The 19155-nt window shown below is 44.7% G+C and carries 21 protein-coding genes; 7 read left to right on the plus strand and 14 right to left on the minus strand.

Annotated elements, in window-relative coordinates; all coding sequences use genetic code 11:
- Nucleotides 1-192 precede the first annotated feature (192 nt).
- Nucleotides 193-1056, minus strand: coding sequence for an acetyl-CoA carboxylase, carboxyltransferase subunit beta (accD, locus tag IDJ77_RS20955; RefSeq protein WP_191191146.1), 864 nt, complete (start codon nt 1054-1056; stop codon nt 193-195).
- 273 nt (nt 1057-1329) lie between these two features.
- Between accD and fbaA the strand changes: the two genes are divergently transcribed.
- The 3 genes from fbaA to IDJ77_RS20970 all read left to right on the plus strand — a co-directional run bounded on the left by fbaA (nt 1330) and on the right by IDJ77_RS20970 (nt 3388).
- Nucleotides 1330-2409 carry a class II fructose-bisphosphate aldolase gene (gene fbaA / locus IDJ77_RS20960; protein WP_191190941.1) on the plus strand — a complete coding sequence of 360 codons (1080 nt, stop codon included), beginning with the start codon at nt 1330-1332 and terminating at the stop codon, nt 2407-2409.
- 84 nt (nt 2410-2493) lie between these two features.
- On the plus strand, nt 2494-2997 hold the full coding sequence (locus tag IDJ77_RS20965; RefSeq protein WP_191190942.1) for a low affinity iron permease family protein: 504 nt from the start codon (nt 2494-2496) through the stop codon (nt 2995-2997).
- Entirely contained in the window at nt 2957-3388 is a 432-nt protein-coding gene (locus IDJ77_RS20970) for a GNAT family N-acetyltransferase (RefSeq protein WP_191190943.1), read from the plus strand. The genes IDJ77_RS20965 and IDJ77_RS20970 overlap by 41 nt, the downstream gene beginning before the upstream one ends.
- A gap of 123 nt (nt 3389-3511) precedes the next feature.
- On the opposite strand, the gene IDJ77_RS20975 is transcribed toward IDJ77_RS20970, so the two are convergent.
- From IDJ77_RS20975 to IDJ77_RS21010, 8 genes are all read right to left on the minus strand, one after another.
- Nucleotides 3512-4375, minus strand: coding sequence for a hydroxymethylglutaryl-CoA lyase (locus IDJ77_RS20975; protein ID WP_191190944.1), 864 nt, complete (start codon nt 4373-4375; stop codon nt 3512-3514).
- 1 nt (nt 4376) lies between these two features.
- On the minus strand, nt 4377-5690 hold the full coding sequence (locus IDJ77_RS20980) for an NAD(P)/FAD-dependent oxidoreductase (RefSeq protein WP_191190945.1): 1314 nt from the start codon (nt 5688-5690) through the stop codon (nt 4377-4379).
- Nucleotides 5691-5781: 91 nt separating this feature from the next.
- On the minus strand, nt 5782-8754 hold the full coding sequence (secDF, locus tag IDJ77_RS20985) for a protein translocase subunit SecDF (protein WP_191190946.1): 2973 nt from the start codon (nt 8752-8754) through the stop codon (nt 5782-5784).
- A 114-nt stretch (nt 8755-8868) separates the two neighbouring features.
- A complete protein-coding gene (locus IDJ77_RS20990; protein WP_191190947.1) occupies nt 8869-9351 on the minus strand; it encodes a dihydrofolate reductase in 483 nt (160 codons plus the stop codon).
- Between the two features lie 4 nt (nt 9352-9355).
- Nucleotides 9356-9751 (minus strand): four helix bundle protein, encoded by a 396-nt coding sequence (locus IDJ77_RS20995; protein WP_191190948.1) that lies wholly within the window; start codon nt 9749-9751, stop codon nt 9356-9358.
- An 89-nt stretch (nt 9752-9840) separates the two neighbouring features.
- Nucleotides 9841-10044 (minus strand): hypothetical protein, encoded by a 204-nt coding sequence (locus IDJ77_RS21000; protein WP_191190949.1) that lies wholly within the window; start codon nt 10042-10044, stop codon nt 9841-9843.
- Entirely contained in the window at nt 10029-10196 is a 168-nt protein-coding gene (locus IDJ77_RS21005) for a hypothetical protein (protein ID WP_191190950.1), read from the minus strand. Before IDJ77_RS21005 ends, IDJ77_RS21000 begins: the two co-directional genes overlap by 16 nt.
- 154 nt (nt 10197-10350) lie before the next feature.
- On the minus strand, nt 10351-11172 hold the full coding sequence (locus IDJ77_RS21010) for a thymidylate synthase (protein WP_191190951.1): 822 nt from the start codon (nt 11170-11172) through the stop codon (nt 10351-10353).
- Between the two features lie 167 nt (nt 11173-11339).
- Between IDJ77_RS21010 and ispE the strand changes: the two genes are divergently transcribed.
- Complete coding sequence (ispE, locus tag IDJ77_RS21015) at nt 11340-12146, plus strand: 4-(cytidine 5'-diphospho)-2-C-methyl-D-erythritol kinase (protein ID WP_191190952.1); 807 nt, start codon at nt 11340-11342, stop codon at nt 12144-12146.
- Between the two features lie 76 nt (nt 12147-12222).
- Here the strand turns inward: ispE and IDJ77_RS21020 are convergent, their stop codons facing one another.
- From IDJ77_RS21020 to IDJ77_RS21040, 5 genes are all read right to left on the minus strand, one after another.
- Complete coding sequence (locus tag IDJ77_RS21020) at nt 12223-12501, minus strand: hypothetical protein (protein ID WP_191190953.1); 279 nt, start codon at nt 12499-12501, stop codon at nt 12223-12225.
- A gap of 880 nt (nt 12502-13381) precedes the next feature.
- Nucleotides 13382-14284, minus strand: a complete 903-nt coding sequence (locus IDJ77_RS21025; protein ID WP_191190954.1) for a DMT family transporter — start codon at nt 14282-14284, stop codon at nt 13382-13384.
- The gene (locus tag IDJ77_RS21030; RefSeq protein WP_191190955.1) at nt 14285-15403 is read right to left on the minus strand and encodes an LptF/LptG family permease; all 1119 of its coding nucleotides are present in this window, start codon (nt 15401-15403) and stop codon (nt 14285-14287) included. It abuts the gene before it with no gap.
- Nucleotides 15404-16534 (minus strand): tRNA guanosine(34) transglycosylase Tgt, encoded by a 1131-nt coding sequence (gene tgt / locus IDJ77_RS21035; protein ID WP_191190956.1) that lies wholly within the window; start codon nt 16532-16534, stop codon nt 15404-15406.
- Between the two features lie 21 nt (nt 16535-16555).
- Nucleotides 16556-16804, minus strand: coding sequence for a hypothetical protein (locus tag IDJ77_RS21040; protein ID WP_191190957.1), 249 nt, complete (start codon nt 16802-16804; stop codon nt 16556-16558).
- Nucleotides 16805-16817: 13 nt separating this feature from the next.
- Here IDJ77_RS21040 and IDJ77_RS21045 point away from each other — a divergent pair, with 13 nt between their 5' ends.
- The 3 genes from IDJ77_RS21045 to rsmG are packed head-to-tail and all read left to right on the plus strand — an operon-like array spanning nt 16818 to nt 19151.
- Nucleotides 16818-17939 carry a glycosyltransferase gene (locus tag IDJ77_RS21045; protein ID WP_191190958.1) on the plus strand — a complete coding sequence of 374 codons (1122 nt, stop codon included), beginning with the start codon at nt 16818-16820 and terminating at the stop codon, nt 17937-17939.
- The gene (locus IDJ77_RS21050) at nt 17930-18535 is read left to right on the plus strand and encodes an RNA polymerase sigma factor (protein ID WP_191190959.1); all 606 of its coding nucleotides are present in this window, start codon (nt 17930-17932) and stop codon (nt 18533-18535) included. The genes IDJ77_RS21045 and IDJ77_RS21050 overlap by 10 nt, the downstream gene beginning before the upstream one ends.
- Nucleotides 18525-19151: a 16S rRNA (guanine(527)-N(7))-methyltransferase RsmG gene (rsmG, locus tag IDJ77_RS21055; protein ID WP_191190960.1), complete on the plus strand. Its 627-nt coding sequence runs from the start codon at nt 18525-18527 to the stop codon at nt 19149-19151. The genes IDJ77_RS21050 and rsmG overlap by 11 nt, the downstream gene beginning before the upstream one ends.
- Nucleotides 19152-19155: the final 4 nt, after the last annotated feature.

Here is a 19155-nt window from a genome sequence, read left to right on the forward strand (position 1 = left end):
GGGAAAGGCCTCATCAAGGTATTAATGGTAAAAAACCTATTGAAATGTGCACCCTAAACAACAAAAATTAAAACCGCTAATCTGTCATCGAATTACTAAACCCTTACAGCAATGACGCGTCGGGTGTGAAGGCTAACAAAAAAAGGCCACCCAACAGGGCAGCCTTTATATCTTCGGAAAATTATAGTTTAGTTAACTTTCTTTAACGGCTATCGGTGCCAGCATCTTTAAGAAACTCGCCAGTTTTTCTTTCATTTCCCTGCGATCTACTATAAAATCAAGGAAACCGTGTTCCTGCACAAATTCTGCAGTTTGGAAACCTTTTGGTAAGTCTTTTTTAATGGTTTCTTTAATAACCCTCGGGCCGGCAAATCCGATCAATGAACCTGGCTCGGCAATGTTAATATCGCCCAGCATGGCGTAAGATGCGGTTACACCACCTGTTGTAGGGTCGGTTAGTAAAGAGATATAAGGTATTTTAGCCTGGCTTAACAGGGCCAGTTTAGCTGATGTTTTGGCCATCTGCATCAGCGAGAAGGCCGCTTCCATCATCCGGGCGCCGCCCGACTTGGAGATCATCAGGAAAGGGATCTTATTAGCAATACTGTAATCGATAGAACGGGCTATCTTTTCGCCCACTACCGAACCCATAGAACCACCGATAAAGTTAAAGTCCATACAGGCGATAACCAGGTCCTGGCCGTTCATTTTGCCAACGCCGGCACGGATGGCATCCTGCAAACCGGTTTTCTTCTTGGTTTCAACTAAGCGGTCGGTATATTTTTTGGTATCCGTAAAGTGCAGCGGGTCGCCCGAGGTTAGGCCGCCAAACAATTCGGTGAATTGATTATCATCAAACAGAATAGAAAAATACTCTTTGGAGCCAATGCGTATATGGAAACCACAATAGTGGCAAACGTATTGGTTTTCAACCTGCTCGGAGTAATGCAAAGGTTTTTTACAGTTGGGGCATTTGTTCCAGATGCCATCGGGGGCTTCCTTCTTTTCCTCAGTAGTCGTAATTATCCCTTTAAGTTCTCGCTTAAACCACGCCATATCTATTTCTAAGTCTTTCAAGTATTGCAAAGAAACGAAAAAAGGTTGTAATGTTTCAATGTTTTAATGTTGAAAGGTTGTAAGGGTGGAAAGTTTCGGCACTTTAAATGTTGTGATCTTTTTGCGGCAGCTCGTGGGAACATTTGCTTCGGCTTTTAGCAGTGAATAAAGTCTATATAAACGGTTGTCTATCTATATTATTTCAAATTTCAGCCTTTAAACCTTACAACTTTTCAACAATTTTTATAACTTCGGCGCACAAACATAAAGTTAATGAGTTTAAAAGATTACAAAGGAGTTCTCACCGGAGACCAGGTGCAGGAACTATTTGAAGCAGCTAAAGAGCACCAGTTTGCTTTGCCGGCGGTAAACGTTATCGGCACAAACACTATAAATGCAGTAATGGAAACAGCAAAGGCTGTTAACTCCCCTGTTATTATCCAGTTATCAAACGGCGGCGCGCAGTTTTACGCGGGTAAATCGCTTGATAATTCAAAACTACAGGCCTGCATCTTAGGCGGTGTATCTGCTGCAAAGCACGTGCATTTGCTGGCAGAACAATATGGTGTTGCCGTAATTTTACATACCGACCATGCCGCAAAAAAATTATTGCCGTGGATAGACGGTTTGTTGGAGCATGGCGAGAAATTTTTTGCTGAAACCGGCAAGCCTTTGTTTTCTTCACACATGCTCGATCTTTCTGAAGAGCCTATCGAAGAGAATATTGAAATATCTGCTAAATACTTGGCCCGTATGGCTAAAATGGGCATGACCGTTGAAATTGAGCTTGGTGTAACCGGCGGCGAAGAAGATGGTGTTGATAACTCTGATGTAGATAGCTCACGCTTATACACCCAGCCGGAAGAGGTTGCTTACGCTTACGAAGAACTTTCTAAAGTGAGCGATAAATTTACCATTGCTGCTGCATTTGGTAACGTACACGGCGTGTACAAACCGGGTAACGTAAAATTACAACCGGTTATCCTTCACAACTCACAGGTTTACTTAAAAGAGAAACACGGCCTTGCTGCTGATAAACCTATCAACTTCGTATTCCACGGTGGTTCGGGTTCGAGCCAGGAAGAAATTCGCGAAGCGATATCTTACGGTGCTATAAAAATGAACATTGATACCGATATGCAGTTTGCATTTTGGGAAGGTATAAAAGATTACTACCAGGCAAAAGAAGGTTATTTGCAAACACAAATTGGCAGCCCTGATGGTGAAGATTCTCCAAACAAAAAATACTACGACCCACGCGTATGGTTGCGCAAGGCCGAAGAAACCTTTGTAAAACGCTTAACCGTTGCCTTCGGCGATCTGAATTGCATCGACGCTAACAGCAAGATCTAAGCTAAAACTACTGTCAGAATAAAAAGCGCCAGTGTTTGCAACATTGGCGCTTTTTTTAGGTTATATGGTAAAATATTTAGTGCCATGGCCAAAAAGAAGAACAAGAATTTATTCGAGAAATTTGCCAACTGGGCAACTGCCGCAACCGGGAGTTCTGCCGCTTTTATCATCGCGATATGCACCATCGTGGTGTGGCTGGTAACCGGGCCAATATTTAATTATTCGGACACCTGGCAGCTCATCATCAATACAGGCACCACCATTATCACCTTTTTAATGGTTTTCCTGATCCAGAAATCGCAGAACAAGGATTCGAAAGCTATTCATTTAAAGCTGAACGAGTTGCTTGCATCGCACCAGGGAGCCAGTAACCGAATGGTGGATATTGAGGATTTAAGCGAAGAAAACCTTGACCAGTTACATAAATTTTACGTAAAATTATCCGATCTGGCCGAGAAGGAGGACGACCTCACCTGTACGCATTCGATAGATGCAGCGGAAGAGAACCATAACACCAAACTAACCGGCTATAAATCTAAACCCCATTATGCCCGAGCCCTCAAAAATAGAAGTACACCAGGTAAGTGACCCTAACGAACTGGAAAAAGTATTTGCCATACGGCGCGAAGTCTTTGTTGAGGAGCAAAATTGCCCGCCCGATCTGGAGGTAGAATTTGACGATGAAAGCACCCATTTTCTCGTTACAGTTGACGACGAACCCGCTGGTGCCTGCCGCTGGAGAAGGACCGATAAAGGTTATAAATTAGAGCGTTTTGCTGTATTAAAGAAATTTCGTGGTTTTGGTGTAGGGCAGGAGATGGTACGTGCCGTATTAGCCGCACTACCCGCCGATGCCAAATATGTTTACCTGCACGCCCAGCTTGATGCTGTTACCCTTTATGAGCGTTTCGGTTTTGAGAAAACCGGGCCGGAGTTCGAGGAGGCGGGGATAAGGCATTATAAGATGGTGAGGAGTTAGGGAAGATTATAACCATCACGTCATTGCGAGGTACGAAGCAATCTCTAAGCTTGCATATCCGCCCTGCTTATCGGGAGATTGCTTCGTGCCTCGCAATGACGCCGGGGTGGGTAGGGTTTTGCCTTATTCCCCAAATACCCTCCCCGAGTATTCCATCGCTTCGCCCAGTTTATCCAGATCAAGCCCTAAGTCGCTGTTTTGGTGCAGGAGGTAGGCAATCAGGTTTTCGGTAGCGATGTTACCTGTAAGCTCGTCTTTGGCCATGGGGCAGCCGCCGTAGCCTTTTAAGGCGGCATCAAAACGTGTGCATCCCGCCTCATATGCTGCGGCAACTTTTTCTTGCCAGGTATCGGGCGTGGAGTGGAGGTGAAGCCCAAAACTCGTTATTTCCGACAGTTTGGTTAATGCAGGATACAAGCTGCTGATCTGCTCCGGTGTAGCAATGCCAATCGTATCAGATAGGGCAATGTACCCAATCCCCTCATCAATCATCTTTTGTGCCCAATGCTGCACTATCTCGGTATTCCATTCATCCCCGTAAGGGTTGCCAAACCCCATAGAAAGGTATATCAACAACGATTTGTCTTTAGCTACACAGAGCTCGTTTATCCGCTTTACATTGTCGAACGCCTGCTCAATGGTTGTATTAGTATTCCTGAGTTGAAATGTCTCCGATATGGAAAATGGATATCCTAAAAAGGTAATCTCTCCATGCGCCGCAGCGTCTTCTGCACCGCGGTAATTGGCTATAATGGCCAATAGTTTGGAGCGTGTACTGCTGAGGTCAAGTTTGCTTAACACCTCGGCCGTATCGCGCAATTGCGGGATGGCCTTTGGCGTTACAAAGCTGCCGAAGTCGATGGTATCAAAACCCACCTGCAAAAGCAGGTTAATGTAGGCTGCTTTTATATCCGTGGGTACAAATTCATGAAGCCCCTGCATAGCATCGCGGGGGCATTCGGTAATTTTTATCGGGCTATCGGGCATGTTAGTCGGGTTTAGATACCTGCTCGGTTTTACTGGCTAATTCTTCCGGCTTAAATTTACGGATAATGAGCCTGCTGCCGCCATTATTATTCATATAACTGGCCACCCAGTTAATAAATACAATAACCCGGTTACGCCCGCCCATCAGCGAGATGAGGTGCACAAACATCCATATCAGCCAGGCAAAAAATCCCTGGAACCTGATCTTGCCCAAGTCGGCAATGGCTTTGTTACGGCCAATGGTGGCCAGCGAGCCTTTATCAAAATATTTAAAGGGTTCGGGTTGCTCGCCCCTGATAATGCGGTTGATATTTTTGCCGGTAAGCTGCCCCATTTGTATGGCCACTTGTGCCACGCCGGGGTGCCCTTTTGGCGTATCGTCGGTAATCATGGCAGCCACATCGCCAATAGCGAAGATGTTGCTGCTGCCCACCATTCGGCAAACGTTATCCACCTTAATGCGGTTACCGCGTTCTATGGCTTCTTTACCCACACCATCGGGCACAACACCCGCCACACCTGCCGACCAGATAACATTTTTGGTGCGGATACTTTTACCACCCTCAAATTTTATCTCTTCGCCATTGTAGCTCTCTACCTTTACATTCAGCAATACTTCCACACCCATTTTGGTAAGGAAGCCCTGTGCAGCCTTGGAGCCTTCATCAGAGAAAGGACCTAATACCTTCGGCAAAAAATCTACCAGGTAAACCTTCATTTCTTCTTTGGCGAGTTCGGGATAATCTTTATTGAGCACGTGGTTGCGCAATTCGGCTAAGGCACCTGCAAGCTCCACCCCGGTAGGGCCGGCGCCAACCAGCACAAAGGACAGGTAGGGTGCGCGTTCTTCTTTAGAGGGCTTTAAAATAGCCTCTTCCAGGTTTTGCAGCACCATATAGCGCAGGTTAAGAGCCTCCGGTATCGATTTCATCGGCATGGCGTATTTTTCGATATCCTTGTTGCCGAAGAAATTGGTGGTCGAGCCCGTGGCTATCACCAGGTAATCGTAGGGGATAGGGCCAATGTCGGTATGTACTATATTGCTTTCAGTATCTATCTTACTTACCTCGGCAATGCGGAAACGCAGGTTTTTTTGCCCCTCGAAGTTTTTGCGGAGGGAGAAGCCTATCGACTCGGCCTCCAGCCCGCCGGTGGCAACCTGGTAAAGCAGCGGCTGAAAAGTATGGTAATTATGTTTATCAAGCAGTATAACTTCCACAGGCTTATTGGCAAGCTGTTTGGCAACCTGTATGCCGCCGAAGCCGCCGCCTATGACGACTACTGTTGGGAATTTTGACAGTTCATTGGGGTTCATGATACTTAGATTTTTGTGTACTAAATCCTTAGCTGTTAAACAAAAAAGGCTCCAAATGTTCTTTGGAGCCTTTAATTAATGTCATATTATATTATCTGAGGTCTTTCTTTCCAAAGTCGATGATAACCGGTGTCGCCACGCAGATCGACGAGTAGGTACCGAACAGTACACCTATCAATAACGCGAATGAGAAACCACGTAACACATCTCCACCGAACAGGAACAATATGATCAGGATCATTACCACTGTTAAAGCAGTAATAATGGTACGGCTAAGCGTATTGTTGATAGCGTGGTTGATAACCTCTTTAGGGTCGTCGGTTTTAGCATGATGCAGGTTAAGGAACTCGCGGATACGGTCGAACACTACTACGGTATCGTTAATAGAGTAACCAATAACGGTAAGCAGGGCTGCGATAAAGGCCTGGTCGATATCCAGCGAGAACGGTAATATATCCTTAAACAAAGAGAAGAACGATAACACCATTGCAGCATCGTGTGCGGTAGCAACCATCGCACCAAGGCTAAACTGCCATTTGCGGAACCTGATCAATATATAAGCAGATATTACCAGGATGGCGATAATGATGGTCCATTTTGCCGAAGACTTTAACTCGTTGGCAACGGTGGCCTCCACCTTTTGGTGACTTAAAATATCTTTAGTGGTAATTGTAGTAACCGGGTTCACTTTTAAGGCATCAATTAAAGCTGCCTCTACCTTATCGTCTGCATCAGGAGCAGTATCGTTAATTAAGTAGTTGGTAGTAATACTGATCTTATCGGCACCATAGGTTTTTACTTCCGAACCAAAGCCTAAAGATTTATCAAGCTCCTTGTGAATCTGATCGGTTGTAGCTGCTTTGTTAGGGAACTGTACAAGGTATGTACGGCCGCCACCAAAGTCTACGCCGTAGTTAAAGCCACGGGTTACCATTGATACTAAACCAGCAGCGATGAAGATACCCGAGAAAGCGTAAAACTTAAAGCGGTTTTTCACGAAGCCATAATTGGCGTTTTTGAAGGTATGTGAGCTCCATGGGTTTGAGAATTTGATATCCCAGCCTTTTTCGAGCATAAATTCAAATATCAACCTCGAGATCAATAATGAGCAGAACAAGGTAGTAATGATACCGATCATTAAAGTAGTTGCGAAACCTTGTATTGGGCCCGAACCGAATATGAATAAGATAATACCTGTTAAGAAAGTACTGATGTTAGCATCAAGGATAGAAGGTAAGGCATGTGAAAAACCATCGGCAACTGCAATGCGGATAGATTTGCCCAAAGCAAGCTCCTCGCGCACACGTTCGTAAACCAATACGTTGGCATCAACCGCCACACCCAAAATAAGGATGATACCGGCTATACCCGGCAGGGTTAGTACCGCACGGATACTTACCAATACACCCAATAGGAAAAATACGTTAACCAATACGGCTACTACTGCAACGGTACCCGCGCGGTTGTAGTAAGCGATCATGAAGATCAGGATAACTACTAAACCAAGTACACATGACAGTAAACCTGCGCTGATAGCTTCCTGGCCTAAAGACGGGCCTACCACCTCGCCGCCAACAATGCGGGCAGGAGCAAGTAAACGGCCGGCCTTTAATACGTTGGCTAAATCCTCGGTATCTTCTATTTTAAAATTACCCGATATGGATGATACACCACCCGAAATTTCGTTTTGAACGTTAGGAGCAGAATACACGTTATCATCCAGTACAATAGCGATAGCTCTTTTGTTAGCACCCGCTGACGCTTCAGCAGTAATGTTTTTCCATTTCTGGGCACCCTGCGAGTTCATGTTCATGATAACCTCGTAACCGCCGTTAAGCTGGTTAACGTCTTTGTGGGCATCGGTGATCACGTCGCCGGTAAGTACCGGGCCATTTTCGGCACCTGCCAGTTTAATGGCGTATAACTGGAACACCTTTGTTTTTTCGATAGGTTTTACCCCCCAAAGGAATTTAATGTTTCTTGGCAACACACTTGCTACATCGGCGCTACGCAGGTATGAATTTACTTTAGCGGTATCTTTTACCTGCGAGTAACCAACAATAGGGCCGGGGGCCAATTGCTGCTGGTTGTTTGCATCGGGATAAGTAACCAGGCTCATTACCGAGAACAACGGATTTTGTGCAGCCAGCTGCGATTTGTTGTTTAGTGCAGATGAATCTTTACCGTTAGCATTTTTAAGCTTGTTTAATAAAGAGTTTGCAGAATCTTTTAAGCTGGTTGGTGTTTTAGCAGCGGCGGTTACTTTGGTAGTATCGGTTTTGGCAGCAGCCTTGGCTTTTGCGCCCAGTATGCTGTTTACGTTGTTTAACAACGAGTACACTTCGGTATTATCATAAGTTTGATAAAACTCCAGCTTTGCAGTACCTGATAAAAGTTTACGAACACGCTCCGGTTCTTTAACGCCCGGAAGTTCGATCAAAATACGGTTGGTGCTTTTTTGCAACTGAATATTTGGCTGCGTAACACCAAACTGATCCACACGGCGGTGCAATACGGTGTACGATTGCTGCACAGCGGCGGAGGCCTGGTCTTTCAGGTAAGCCTCAACCTGGCTATTGGTAGAATTAAACTTTACTTTGTCCTGGTTGCTGCTGTTTGCAAATATGGCGGCCAATTTTGCATTGGGAGCGCGTTTTTCGTAAGCATCAACAAAAAGGGTAATATAATCCTTGCTTGTTTGTTCAACAACATCTTTTTCGGCATCGGCCATTGCCTGTTTAAAAACAGGGTCGGGGTTGTTGTTTGATAAAGTTTGAACCAACTCGCGCAACGAAATTTGCATGGTTACGCTCATGCCGCCTTTTAAATCCAGGCCCAGGGCAAGTTCCCTGTCAAGGCAGTACTGGTAGGTGTGCCCAATGAGCGGATACACCGGTTGAGTAGATATTGAATCTAAATAGGCCGTTTCCTTTTCAGGATTGCCTTTGGAATATACCTTGGCATCGTTCTCAACTTTATGGGCCACCCACGTAAATGAAAGCTGGTACAAGCACACAACAGCCAGCAGAATGGCGAAAAATTTAATAACCCCTTTACCTTGCATCGCGAATTTATATGTAATTAATTAGTTTATAAGCTTTTTAAAAATAGACGGCAAATCTAATAAAATTTCACAAGCATGAAATTTTTAATTGAAACAAAATAATAGCGGGTTTTGTTACCGGCGGTTTAACTGTATAAATGAATAAGGAAGCGGGTTTTTCTCGTCGGGTTCAAAGTCTTCGCGGCTAACTTCCTGCCATTGCAGGTAGTCTATCTCCGGGAAAAAGGTATCCGCCTCAAATGCTTTATGGATAATGGTAAGATAGATCCTGTCGGTTTTAGCCATTGCCTGGCGATAAATTTCGGCACCGCCGCCAATAAACACTTCATCATCGTGCGCACAAAGCGCCAGGCCCTCATCTATCGATTTCACCACCTCGCATCCGGGGATCTCGATATCCTGCCTTGTCACCACAATATTGCGGCGTTTAGGCAGCGGCTTGCCAACCGAATCGAAAGTTTTGCGCCCCATGATAATGGTACGGCCCGACGTGATCGTTTTAAAATGCTTCAGGTCGTTCGGCATATGCCAAAGCAGTTGGTTGTTTTTGCCGATGGCGTGGTTTTCGGCGATGGCTACTATAATACTAATTGTCATTGTGTCATTGGGTCATTGGGTCATTGTTTGGCTGCTCAATGATTTTCTTCCCAATGTATTTTATGTAAATGTTAAGTTTATGATGGATGGTTTCTAACTCCTTGATGAGTTCTGCGTGCTTATCTGCACTCATCAAATTCCTAACTAGGCATTTGTTTAGCCAGCCTTTGGTCTCGATTAAAGAGCCTCTGCTAAAGTAGCAGAAATTTTTATTTTCTTTATAGTGATAGCGGCCGAATCCCTCGGCGATATTTTCGCTTATCGAATCGGCGGCTCGTGTTAATTGTTTTCCTACAGTGTCCTTTGTAAAATAATCCCACTCCAAAACCAGGAACCATATTTTATTTCCGAAGGTGTCCGCAAGGTTGTAGACCTCTAAATCTTCAATTCTATTACTCATTGGCAAAAATCATAAGTAATAAAGAAACAAACTATCTCCGAAAAATCAAATTCCTTTCTCGGCAATGCAAATAGCCTGTTAGATACTAATCATTCAGCTAATCTCTTAAATAATCCCCTATTTTCGGATATGATAGCATCAACGTACTCGTCAAGCTTGGTAACGTCAATATAATGTTTCTGTTGGATTTTGATTATCAATTCCAGGACATCTTTTAAAGAAGCTTCTGGTATATTATCGAGTTCTTTGATTATCTCTTCTTTTAATTCCGGCGTTGTCATAACTCCTCCCATAATTGCTCAATTGGATAGGTTTTTAGTTTGCCCTGTTTAAACAACTTCACATCATTCAAAACTTGCCTGTAAATCCCCATCAATTTTGCCCGCTGTGATTTTTTCAAATTAGTACGCTTTCTTTTCGGTTTAACCGAAAGATTCTTAGCCATAGTCGAATTTACAAAATATTGGCGAAATGAAACAAACAGCACTCCAAAAATCAAATTCCTTTTAATGACCCAATGACCCAATGACCCAATGACCCAATGACCCAATGACCCAATGACCCAATGACCCATGACCCAATGACCCAATGACCCATGACTATACAGCAACAATCCCTTTAATATGCGGCCACGGCTCATAATTCTCCAATGTGAAATCCTCAAACTTAAAGCCAAAGATATCTTTCACCTCCGGGTTTATCCTCATCGTTGGCAAAGGCTTTGGTTCGCGGCTTAGTTGCAGCTTTGCCTGCTCCAGGTGATTGTTGTAAATGTGGGCATCACCAAAGGTGTGGATGAAGTCGCCGTATTCCAGGTCGCACACCTGGGCCATCATCATGGTGAGGAGGGCATAGGAGGCGATGTTGAAAGGCACGCCCAAAAATATATCGGCACTGCGCTGGTAAAGCTGGCAGGAGAGCTTGCCCTTTGTTTCGCCTTGGGATACATCCGCGGGCTGCACATAAAACTGGAACAGGCTATGGCAGGGTGGAAGGGCCATCTGGTTAACGTCCGCAACGTTCCAGGCCGATACCATGATGCGGCGCGAATCAGGATTATTCTTCAGGGTGTTTACCACCTGGGTTATCTGGTCGATGTGGCCGCCATCGGGTTTTGGCCAGCTGCGCCATTGGTAGCCATACACAGGGCCGAGGTTACCATCGGCATCGGCCCACTCATCCCAAATGCGCACACCATTATCTTTTAAATACTGGATGTTGGTATCGCCGGTTAAAAACCAGATCAGCTCATGGATGATCGATTTTAGGTGCAGCTTTTTGGTAGTCACCATCGGGAAACCATCCTGCAGGTTAAAACGCATCTGGTAGCCAAATACGCTGAGAGTGCCGGTGCCGGTACGGTCATGCTTTTGTGCGCCGGTATCCATCACGTGCTGCATCAGGTCGAGGTATTGTTTCATGGTTGGTGTTGTTGGGTTGGTTGGCTTGTTCGGGTTGATTGGAAAAGATACCAATGAGCAAATGAACTATTGAGCCAATGAACGTTTTTAAAAAGACAAAGAAAAATAATCTAATTTTGGTATCCTACCGATGTTTATAAATACATGGGTTGTTAATCAAATTCTACATGATCGTATTCCCGAACGCAAAGATAAATATAGGCCTCAACATTACCGAACGCCGGCCCGACGGCTACCATAATTTGGAGACGGTTTTTTACCCCATCAAAATTAACGACGTGCTGGAAGTGGTAGAAGCCGACAAGCTCAGTTTCGATTATTCGGGGCTTGATATCCCGGGCGACCTTAACGACAATCTTTGCATCAAGGGCTACCATTTGCTGAAGAAGGATTTCCCAAAATTGCCACCGGTAAAAATCCATCTCCACAAGAATATCCCGATAGGCGCAGGGCTCGGCGGAGGATCAAGCGATGCCGCTTTTTTTATCAAACTGATGAACGAGAAATTCGGACTTGGTTTGTCGGTTGACGCCATGATGGATTACGCCCGCGTGCTGGGTGCCGACTGCGCTTTCTTTATCGAAGGCAAACCCGTTTTCGCTTTTGACAAGGGCGATGAGTTTGAATCCATAAAATTAGACCTTACAGGCTATAATATTGTCTTGGTGATGCCAGATGCCCACGTATCTACATCGGAGGCTTACAGAGGCGTAAAACCGGCGCCAGTTAAGGAAAGTTTATACGAGCTGATAAAAACCCCCATAGCGAATTGGAAACGCCATATTAAGAACGATTTTGAAGGGCACATCTTCCGCGACAACCCCGTTATCCGTGGCGTAAAAGCAGAGCTGTACGAACATGGTGCGCTATACGCCAGTATGAGCGGGAGTGGAGCCTCCGTTTTCGGGATCTTCGAGGGACTGCCCGACTTGTGTGCGATGGAAGAAAACAACCAGGTTTTTTACAACGTTTAGATTTTCTCACCGCGCTCAAGTCTGGTTGGCCATCGTACTGATCGCTCAATCTAAAATCGTAAATCTAAATTCTAAATTAGTTGAGGTACTCCTTGTCCTCATCACTTAGTGTATGAGGTTTGGTGCCGGCATCGTTATCCTCGTCATAACCGATATGGTTGTATTTGGTTTTGCCCGGGCGGCCAACAAGGTAGCCTAAAATAAACGTGATCACCCCAACGATCAGCATCATCGTAATTTTAGAAACATACATCGTAGAGAATAAAATGGTGAACCGCACCTGCTCCAGGTTTTGCATAAAAATGATGGTGAGCAAAATTGCGATGATAAGAATGATGGTGGTTTTAATGCGCATGAATTTTTACCGCTTATGGCTATCACAAGATGCGATTTTTTTTACTGTTTTTAAAAACTGATTTACCGCCCGGCGATGCGGGTTTCAAAAGCCGGGTAGGGCTCCCCAAAAAACGAGAGAGATTTTTCTTGCCGAATTTCATCATCGCAAAATCTCACGATAACAATTTTTAAAACGCGATTTTTTCCGCCCCTTCTATTTCCTTCTATTTTTAGCTCCTATGGGTTTCCCCCGGTTTTTGATGATCTGGTGCCGTCAGATCATCAAAAACCGGGGGAATTTTTTCGGTCATTTTTTCGCCCCAAAAAATCGATCTGCATACGCGGGTAGTACTCCTGCAATTTCTGCGGAACTCTCTAATTTTAGTTCGGTACACTTTTAAACGCTGCAGGGCTAAATTTTATCGTTTGTATAAACGCGTTACATAACATGCTGTATCATGCTCATTATTATACTGATAAATGGGTTTGCAAGATACTGTGTCAATGCGTACTAATATGTTTAGCATTTTGAAATTTTAGAACTTCGACTTATTTAAATTTATGAGTTATGTAATCTATATAATAAATTGATTTTAAGTTTAATATATTTATCATATAAATTAACTATTTAAAAAAATTTGCCCAAAAAAGTACTGGTAAGTCGCCAAAAAAATTCCAAGCACCTCTTTTGCTGAAGTATTAATTCAATACACTATCAAAATTTGTGATTTTGCACCTGCCGGCGCGAAATTGATGGCGGCGCACTATTCCCCGGCTGGAAATTTGAATGGCTTAGAAGAGCTTAAAACGAGTTGTTTTTTTGAAGCTTACTCTACCCCTACTCTGGTAGAGGACGGCACGATGCTTAATAAATTTGGTGGTAATTTAAAAGGGTGGAGTTATTTGTTCTTACGCCTGGCAACCTGTTTCTGCGCCACCGGGTACAGAAAGATGGTGGAGAGAATGATAACCGCGCCTATCCAAAAACCCGGGGTTACCCGGTTCCTGTCGCCCAAAAAAAGGAAGGCCATAAGGATGCCGTACACCGGCTCGAGGTTGGTGATAAGGGCCACCCGGAAGGCCGAAAGTTCGCGCATTACAGATACGCCAGCCACGTAGGCCAGCGATGTGCAAATGGTGCCAAGCAATATGAGGTAACCGATATCGGTAGGTTTTGGAAAGCTGAAATTTTGGAAACTGCCGGTTATGGCGAGGTAAATAGTGATCCATACAAAGGCACCGGATAGCTCGTAAAAGGCGATTACAGGAGCCTCATGCTTCTTCACAAAACGCGAATTGATGATGGCGAAAAGTGCTGCCAGTACCGCGCTAATGAGCCCGGCGATAATACCCTTAGTGTATCGTGTTTCGAATTTAAAGATCAGAACTATGCCGGTGATAATAAAAATACCGGCCACGATCTCCATTTTTGAGATGCGCGTTTTGTTGATGAGCGGTTCAAAAATTGCCGTAAAAAGTGTGATGGACGAGAGGCAAACCAGCGTTACCGGAACGGTGGAAAGCTTAATGGAAGCGAAAAAAAGGATCCAGTGGCCGCCTACCAAAGCCCCGGTAAGCGCCATTTTTGCCAGTGTTTTTAGCTCAGTTTTGTATGCTTTTTTGCTAAATGTGAAGTAAAAAAACAAGGAAATTACGGCGATACCAACCCTGTACCAAACCAAATTTACCGCCGATATGGTGATAAGCTGCCCCAATATACCCGTAAATCCCCATACAAAAACAGTGAAATGGAGGATAACGAGATTCTTATTTAAGGCTGGGCCGATGGCGTTTTGGGGCATTTATTTGGGCGCTTTAGCAATCAATATACAGCCCAATATACCAAAAACTACGTTAGGAATAAGCACCGATAGGAGTGGTGGAAAGCCGCCTTTTACTGCAAAAACCAGCGCAAAACGGTTTACTACAATGTATACAAAACAGATGAAAATCCCGATTCCCAGGGGCAATCCAACCCCTCCGCGCACCTTACGCGAGGAGATAGCAACCCCAATAAGGCAGAGCACAAAGGAGGATAAGGGCTCTACAAAACGGCGATATTTTTCAAACTGCATGTCTATCAAAGCACCCGTTCCGCGGAGCTTTTCTTTCTCGATAAGCGTGTTTAAAACCTTTAACGACATACCCCCATATACGTTACTGTTGACGTTATCGTGCACCTCAAAATCAATGGGGCGCATGTCTAAAACGGTATCGATCATCTGCCCGTTGGAGATGAAATGCTCCTTTAAACCATTCACGTAACGGATGGATGGGCTGATGATTCTCCACCTTGTTTTCACCGTATCAAACTGGATACTGGGAGCGGTAAGCCTCATTTTTAGCTCCGTTCCGTCGAATTTTTCGAGCATAAACTGGTAGCCTACGTGCACCTGCGGGTCGTACGATTGCAGAAAAACGAAGGTGTTTTTATCTAATTGAATATGCACTTCACTTTTGGTTGGGTCGTCGCCGCCGGTGAAGGAGTTGGCTGTTTCAAAGTCTACTTTCAGCTTATTGGTGAACGGAATTACGAAGATATTTGCCAGTATTGATATCGTAAAGATCACCGTAGCCGATACGATATAGGGTCTTAAAAATCGGTAAAAACTCGCCTTGCTTGTAAGTATCGGTACGATCTCGGTTTGGTTCGCCATCTTGGCGGTAAAGAAAATTACCGACAAAAAGTTGATCAGCGGCGACAGCATCATCATGTAAAAAGGGATGAAACCAGCATAATATTTAAATATGATATCGTTTAAAGATGTATTCTCTCTAAGGAAATTATCCAGGTGTTCCGAGATATCAAACACTACGGATATGGCCATAAAAATGCCCAGGGTAAACACAAATGTGCCCAGGTATTTCTTAATAATATACCAATCAATCGTTTTTAAATAACGGTCTAAAAGCTTCCTCATTTACAATCGTTGCCCCAGGCGGTTCACCATAATTTTCTTCCAGTCGTAAAACTCCCCGCTGATGATTTTATTGCGTGCTTCTTTCACCAGCCACAAGTAAAAGTGCAGGTTATGCAGCGTTGCTATCTGCGCGCCAAGCATCTCGCCCGAGTGGATAAGGTGCCTTAAATAGGCTTTGGTATACTGCGTATCGGCAAACAGATCGCTGTCTGCTTCAATGGGCGAGAAGTCGTTTTTCCACTTTTCGTTGCGCATATTGATGATGCCATCCTTGGTAAAAAGCATACCGTTGCGGGCGTTGCGGGTGGGCATTACGCAGTCGAACATGTCAATCCCCAGTGCTATATTCTCCAAAATATTCACCGGAGTGCCTACTCCCATCAGGTAGCGGGGCTTGCTTTGGGGCAAAATATCGCATACAATTTCGGTCATGGCGTACATCTCTTCGGCGGGTTCGCCTACTGATAAACCGCCTATGGCATTGCCTTCGCGCCCGAATGAAGCGATCACCTCTGCCGACCGCACGCGCAGATCTTTATACACCGAACCCTGCACAATAGGGAACAAAGTTTGGTTATAACCGTACTTTGGCTGGGTGCTATCAAACCGTTCACAGCAGCGTTTTAGCCAGCGGTGGGTCATCTCGATAGAGCGTTTTGCGTAGTTATAATCGCAGGGATAGGGGGTGCATTCGTCAAAAGCCATGATGATATCGGCACCAATTATGCGCTGAATATCCATCACATTTTCGGGCGTAAACAGGTGTTTTGAGCCGTCCACATGCGAGCGGAAGGTAACACCTTCCTCCTTTATTTTGCGTACATCGGTAAGCGAATACACCTGATAGCCGCCGCTATCGGTTAAAATAGGGCCGTCCCAGCCGTTAAATTTGTGCAATCCGCCGGCGCCTTCTATTATATCTAAGCCCGGGCGCAGATATAAATGATAGGTGTTTCCTAATATAATTTGTGCCTTAATATCATCTTTAAGCTCGCGCTGATGCACGGCTTTTACGGTGCCTGCCGTGCCCACCGGCATAAAAATGGGCGTTTGTATCACGCCGTGGTCGGTAACCAATTCGCCCGCGCGGGCCTTAGAAAGTGGATCTTGTGCTGTTAAAGTAAATTCCATTAATCCCGCAAAATTAGTGATTTAGGTTGAGAAAGGTTGTGAGATATTGAAGAGGTTAGAAAGGTTAAAAAATTTGTAGAAGTTGAAAACTTTGTGAGTTAAAAAGGGATATGGTCTTAAGCAATAAGCATTAGCAAATCCACTTTTGCTTTGAGTAGCACATCCTATAACAGCTTCAACTTTTCTAACCTTTAGGGCCCTTTCAACCTTTATAACTTCTCCTAACTTTTCCAACACTTTATCAACCTTTTTTATCAAATTTGCGTTCATTTTATTTAGGGTTTTGGAAGGCTATATTCAAGAAGCGTTATTTGTTTTATTTCAGCTTTGTTTCATCGTTCAGCTGTACTATTTAGTTGGTAACCACAGCAGGCTGTATAGCTACAGGCCTTTACAAGAGCTGCCACAAGTTAATATCCCCGTTTCGGTTATCATCAGCGCACGTAACGAAAGCCGCAACCTTACCGAAAACTTACCTTATATATTACAGCAAACTTATCCTGATTATGAGGTAGTGGTAGTGAACGATTGTTCGCACGATAACTCGGATGAGGTACTGCAGGATATCCAGCGGGAATTCCCTCACCTTAAAATTGTGACCATTACCGAGCACGACCGCTATAAAACCGGTAAAAAATTCGCGCTTACCCTCGGTATAAAAGCAGCCAAAAACGAGCACCTTTTGTTTACCGATGCCGATTGCAAACCCGCTACCCTTAATTGGATAACCCGTATGGCCGCAAACTTTACCACACCGGGTGCCGAGATTGTTTTAGGGTACTCGCCGTACTACCGCAGCAGTAATTTCTTAAATTCTTTTGTGCGGTTCGAGACGGTGAAAACAGCTATCAACTACCTTTCCGCCGCGCTGAACGGCGACCCTTATATGGGCATAGGGCGCAACCTGGCCTATACCAAAACTTTATTTTTTGGGTCGAAAGGGTTTGCAGCGCATATGCATTTAATGAGCGGCGACGACGATTTGTTTGTAAACCAAAACGCCACAGCCGAAAATTCCGTAATGGAGATACACCCCGATACCTTTACTTATACGCCTGCAAAAACTACCCTGGGCAGCTGGTTCAGGCAAAAAAAACGCCACATGGGGGTGGGTAAAGAGTATAAGAACAGGCATCGCCGCATGCTAAGTTTTGATGCCATAAGCGGCTTTTTGTTTTATGTTTTATTTATATTGTGCCTGGTATTTAAGTTTGAACCGCTGCTGGCCATAGGTATTGTAGCTTTTAGGCTGATATTGCAGGCCATCATATACTTTAAGGTTTACAAGAAGCTGGATGCCGGCGATTTGCTTTGGGCGCTGCCTTTATTTGATTTGATATACTACCTTTACTTAAACGTGTTTGGATTGATAGGGACTTTTATAAAACCAACCCGATGGAAGTAAACGCCAATTTTACCGAGAATGCTAAGAATGATTTTCACCTGGTGGTGAAGGCCAGGGAAGGCAACCAAAAGGCCTATGCCGACCTGATGCACCGCTATAAAGACTCCATTTACTTTATGGTGCTGAAGATGGTAAACAACAAGGAAGACGCGATGGACCTCACCGTAGAAACCTTTGCCAAGGCCTTCGAAAAACTGGAAAAATACCAGCCCGAGTACGCTTTTAGCACCTGGCTTTTCCGCGTGGCTACTAATAATTGCATCGATTTTATCCGCAAGAAAAAGCTGAACACGCAGTCAATCCACGGTATGCTGGATGAGGACGGGGACGAAAAACCGCTGCAAATAAAGGCGGATGTGCTGAACCCGGAGGAAACCTCCATCAAAAAACAACAAACCGAGGAGCTTAAATTACTGATAGAAAGTTTACCTATCCGCTACCGTAACCTAATAACCCTGCGCTATTTCGACGAGTTATCCTACGAGGAAATTGCCCAGCAACTGGACTTACCTCTGGGTACCGTAAAGGCGCAATTGTTTAGGGCGAGGTTCCTTTTAGGCAACATTATTAACCGACATAATAAGGATGACATCTGATCTGATCCTGCAATATTTCCCGGATATTACCCCCGTTCAAAAGGAACAATTTGCCCGCCTGCAGGAGCTTTATACTTTTTGGAACAACCAGATCAACGTAATATCGCGCAAGGATATCGACCTGCTTTACGAGCGCCACGTGCTGCATTCGCTCGGCATAGCCAAAGTAATGCCCTTTTTGCCTGGCGAAAACGTGCTTGATGTAGGTACCGGCGGAGGCTTCCCGGGCATCCCGTTGGCCATACTTTTCCCCGAAACAGCGTTCCATTTAGTAGATTCTATCGGCAAAAAAATAAAGGTGGTAAACGAGGTTGCCACAGCATTAGGCTTAAAAAACGTTAAAGGCACACATGCCCGTGCCGAAGAAATAAAGGAGAAATTTGATTTTGTGGTGTCGCGCGCGGTTACGCAGCTGAAGGATTTTTACCCATGGGTAAGCGGGAAATTCAGCAAGGCTACTACCAACAAATTGGCCAGCGGGATACTCTATTTAAAAGGGGGAGACCTTACACAAGAAATTGCCGAATCGGGTTTAGCCGTTCAGCAATTCTACCTCAAAGATTATTTTGAGGAGGAGTTTTTCGATACCAAGCAGGTGATCTACGTAAAGGGATAAAGCC

The sequence above is a fragment of the Mucilaginibacter pankratovii genome, assembly GCF_014773265.1.
GTDB lineage: Bacteria > Bacteroidota > Bacteroidia > Sphingobacteriales > Sphingobacteriaceae > Mucilaginibacter > Mucilaginibacter pankratovii.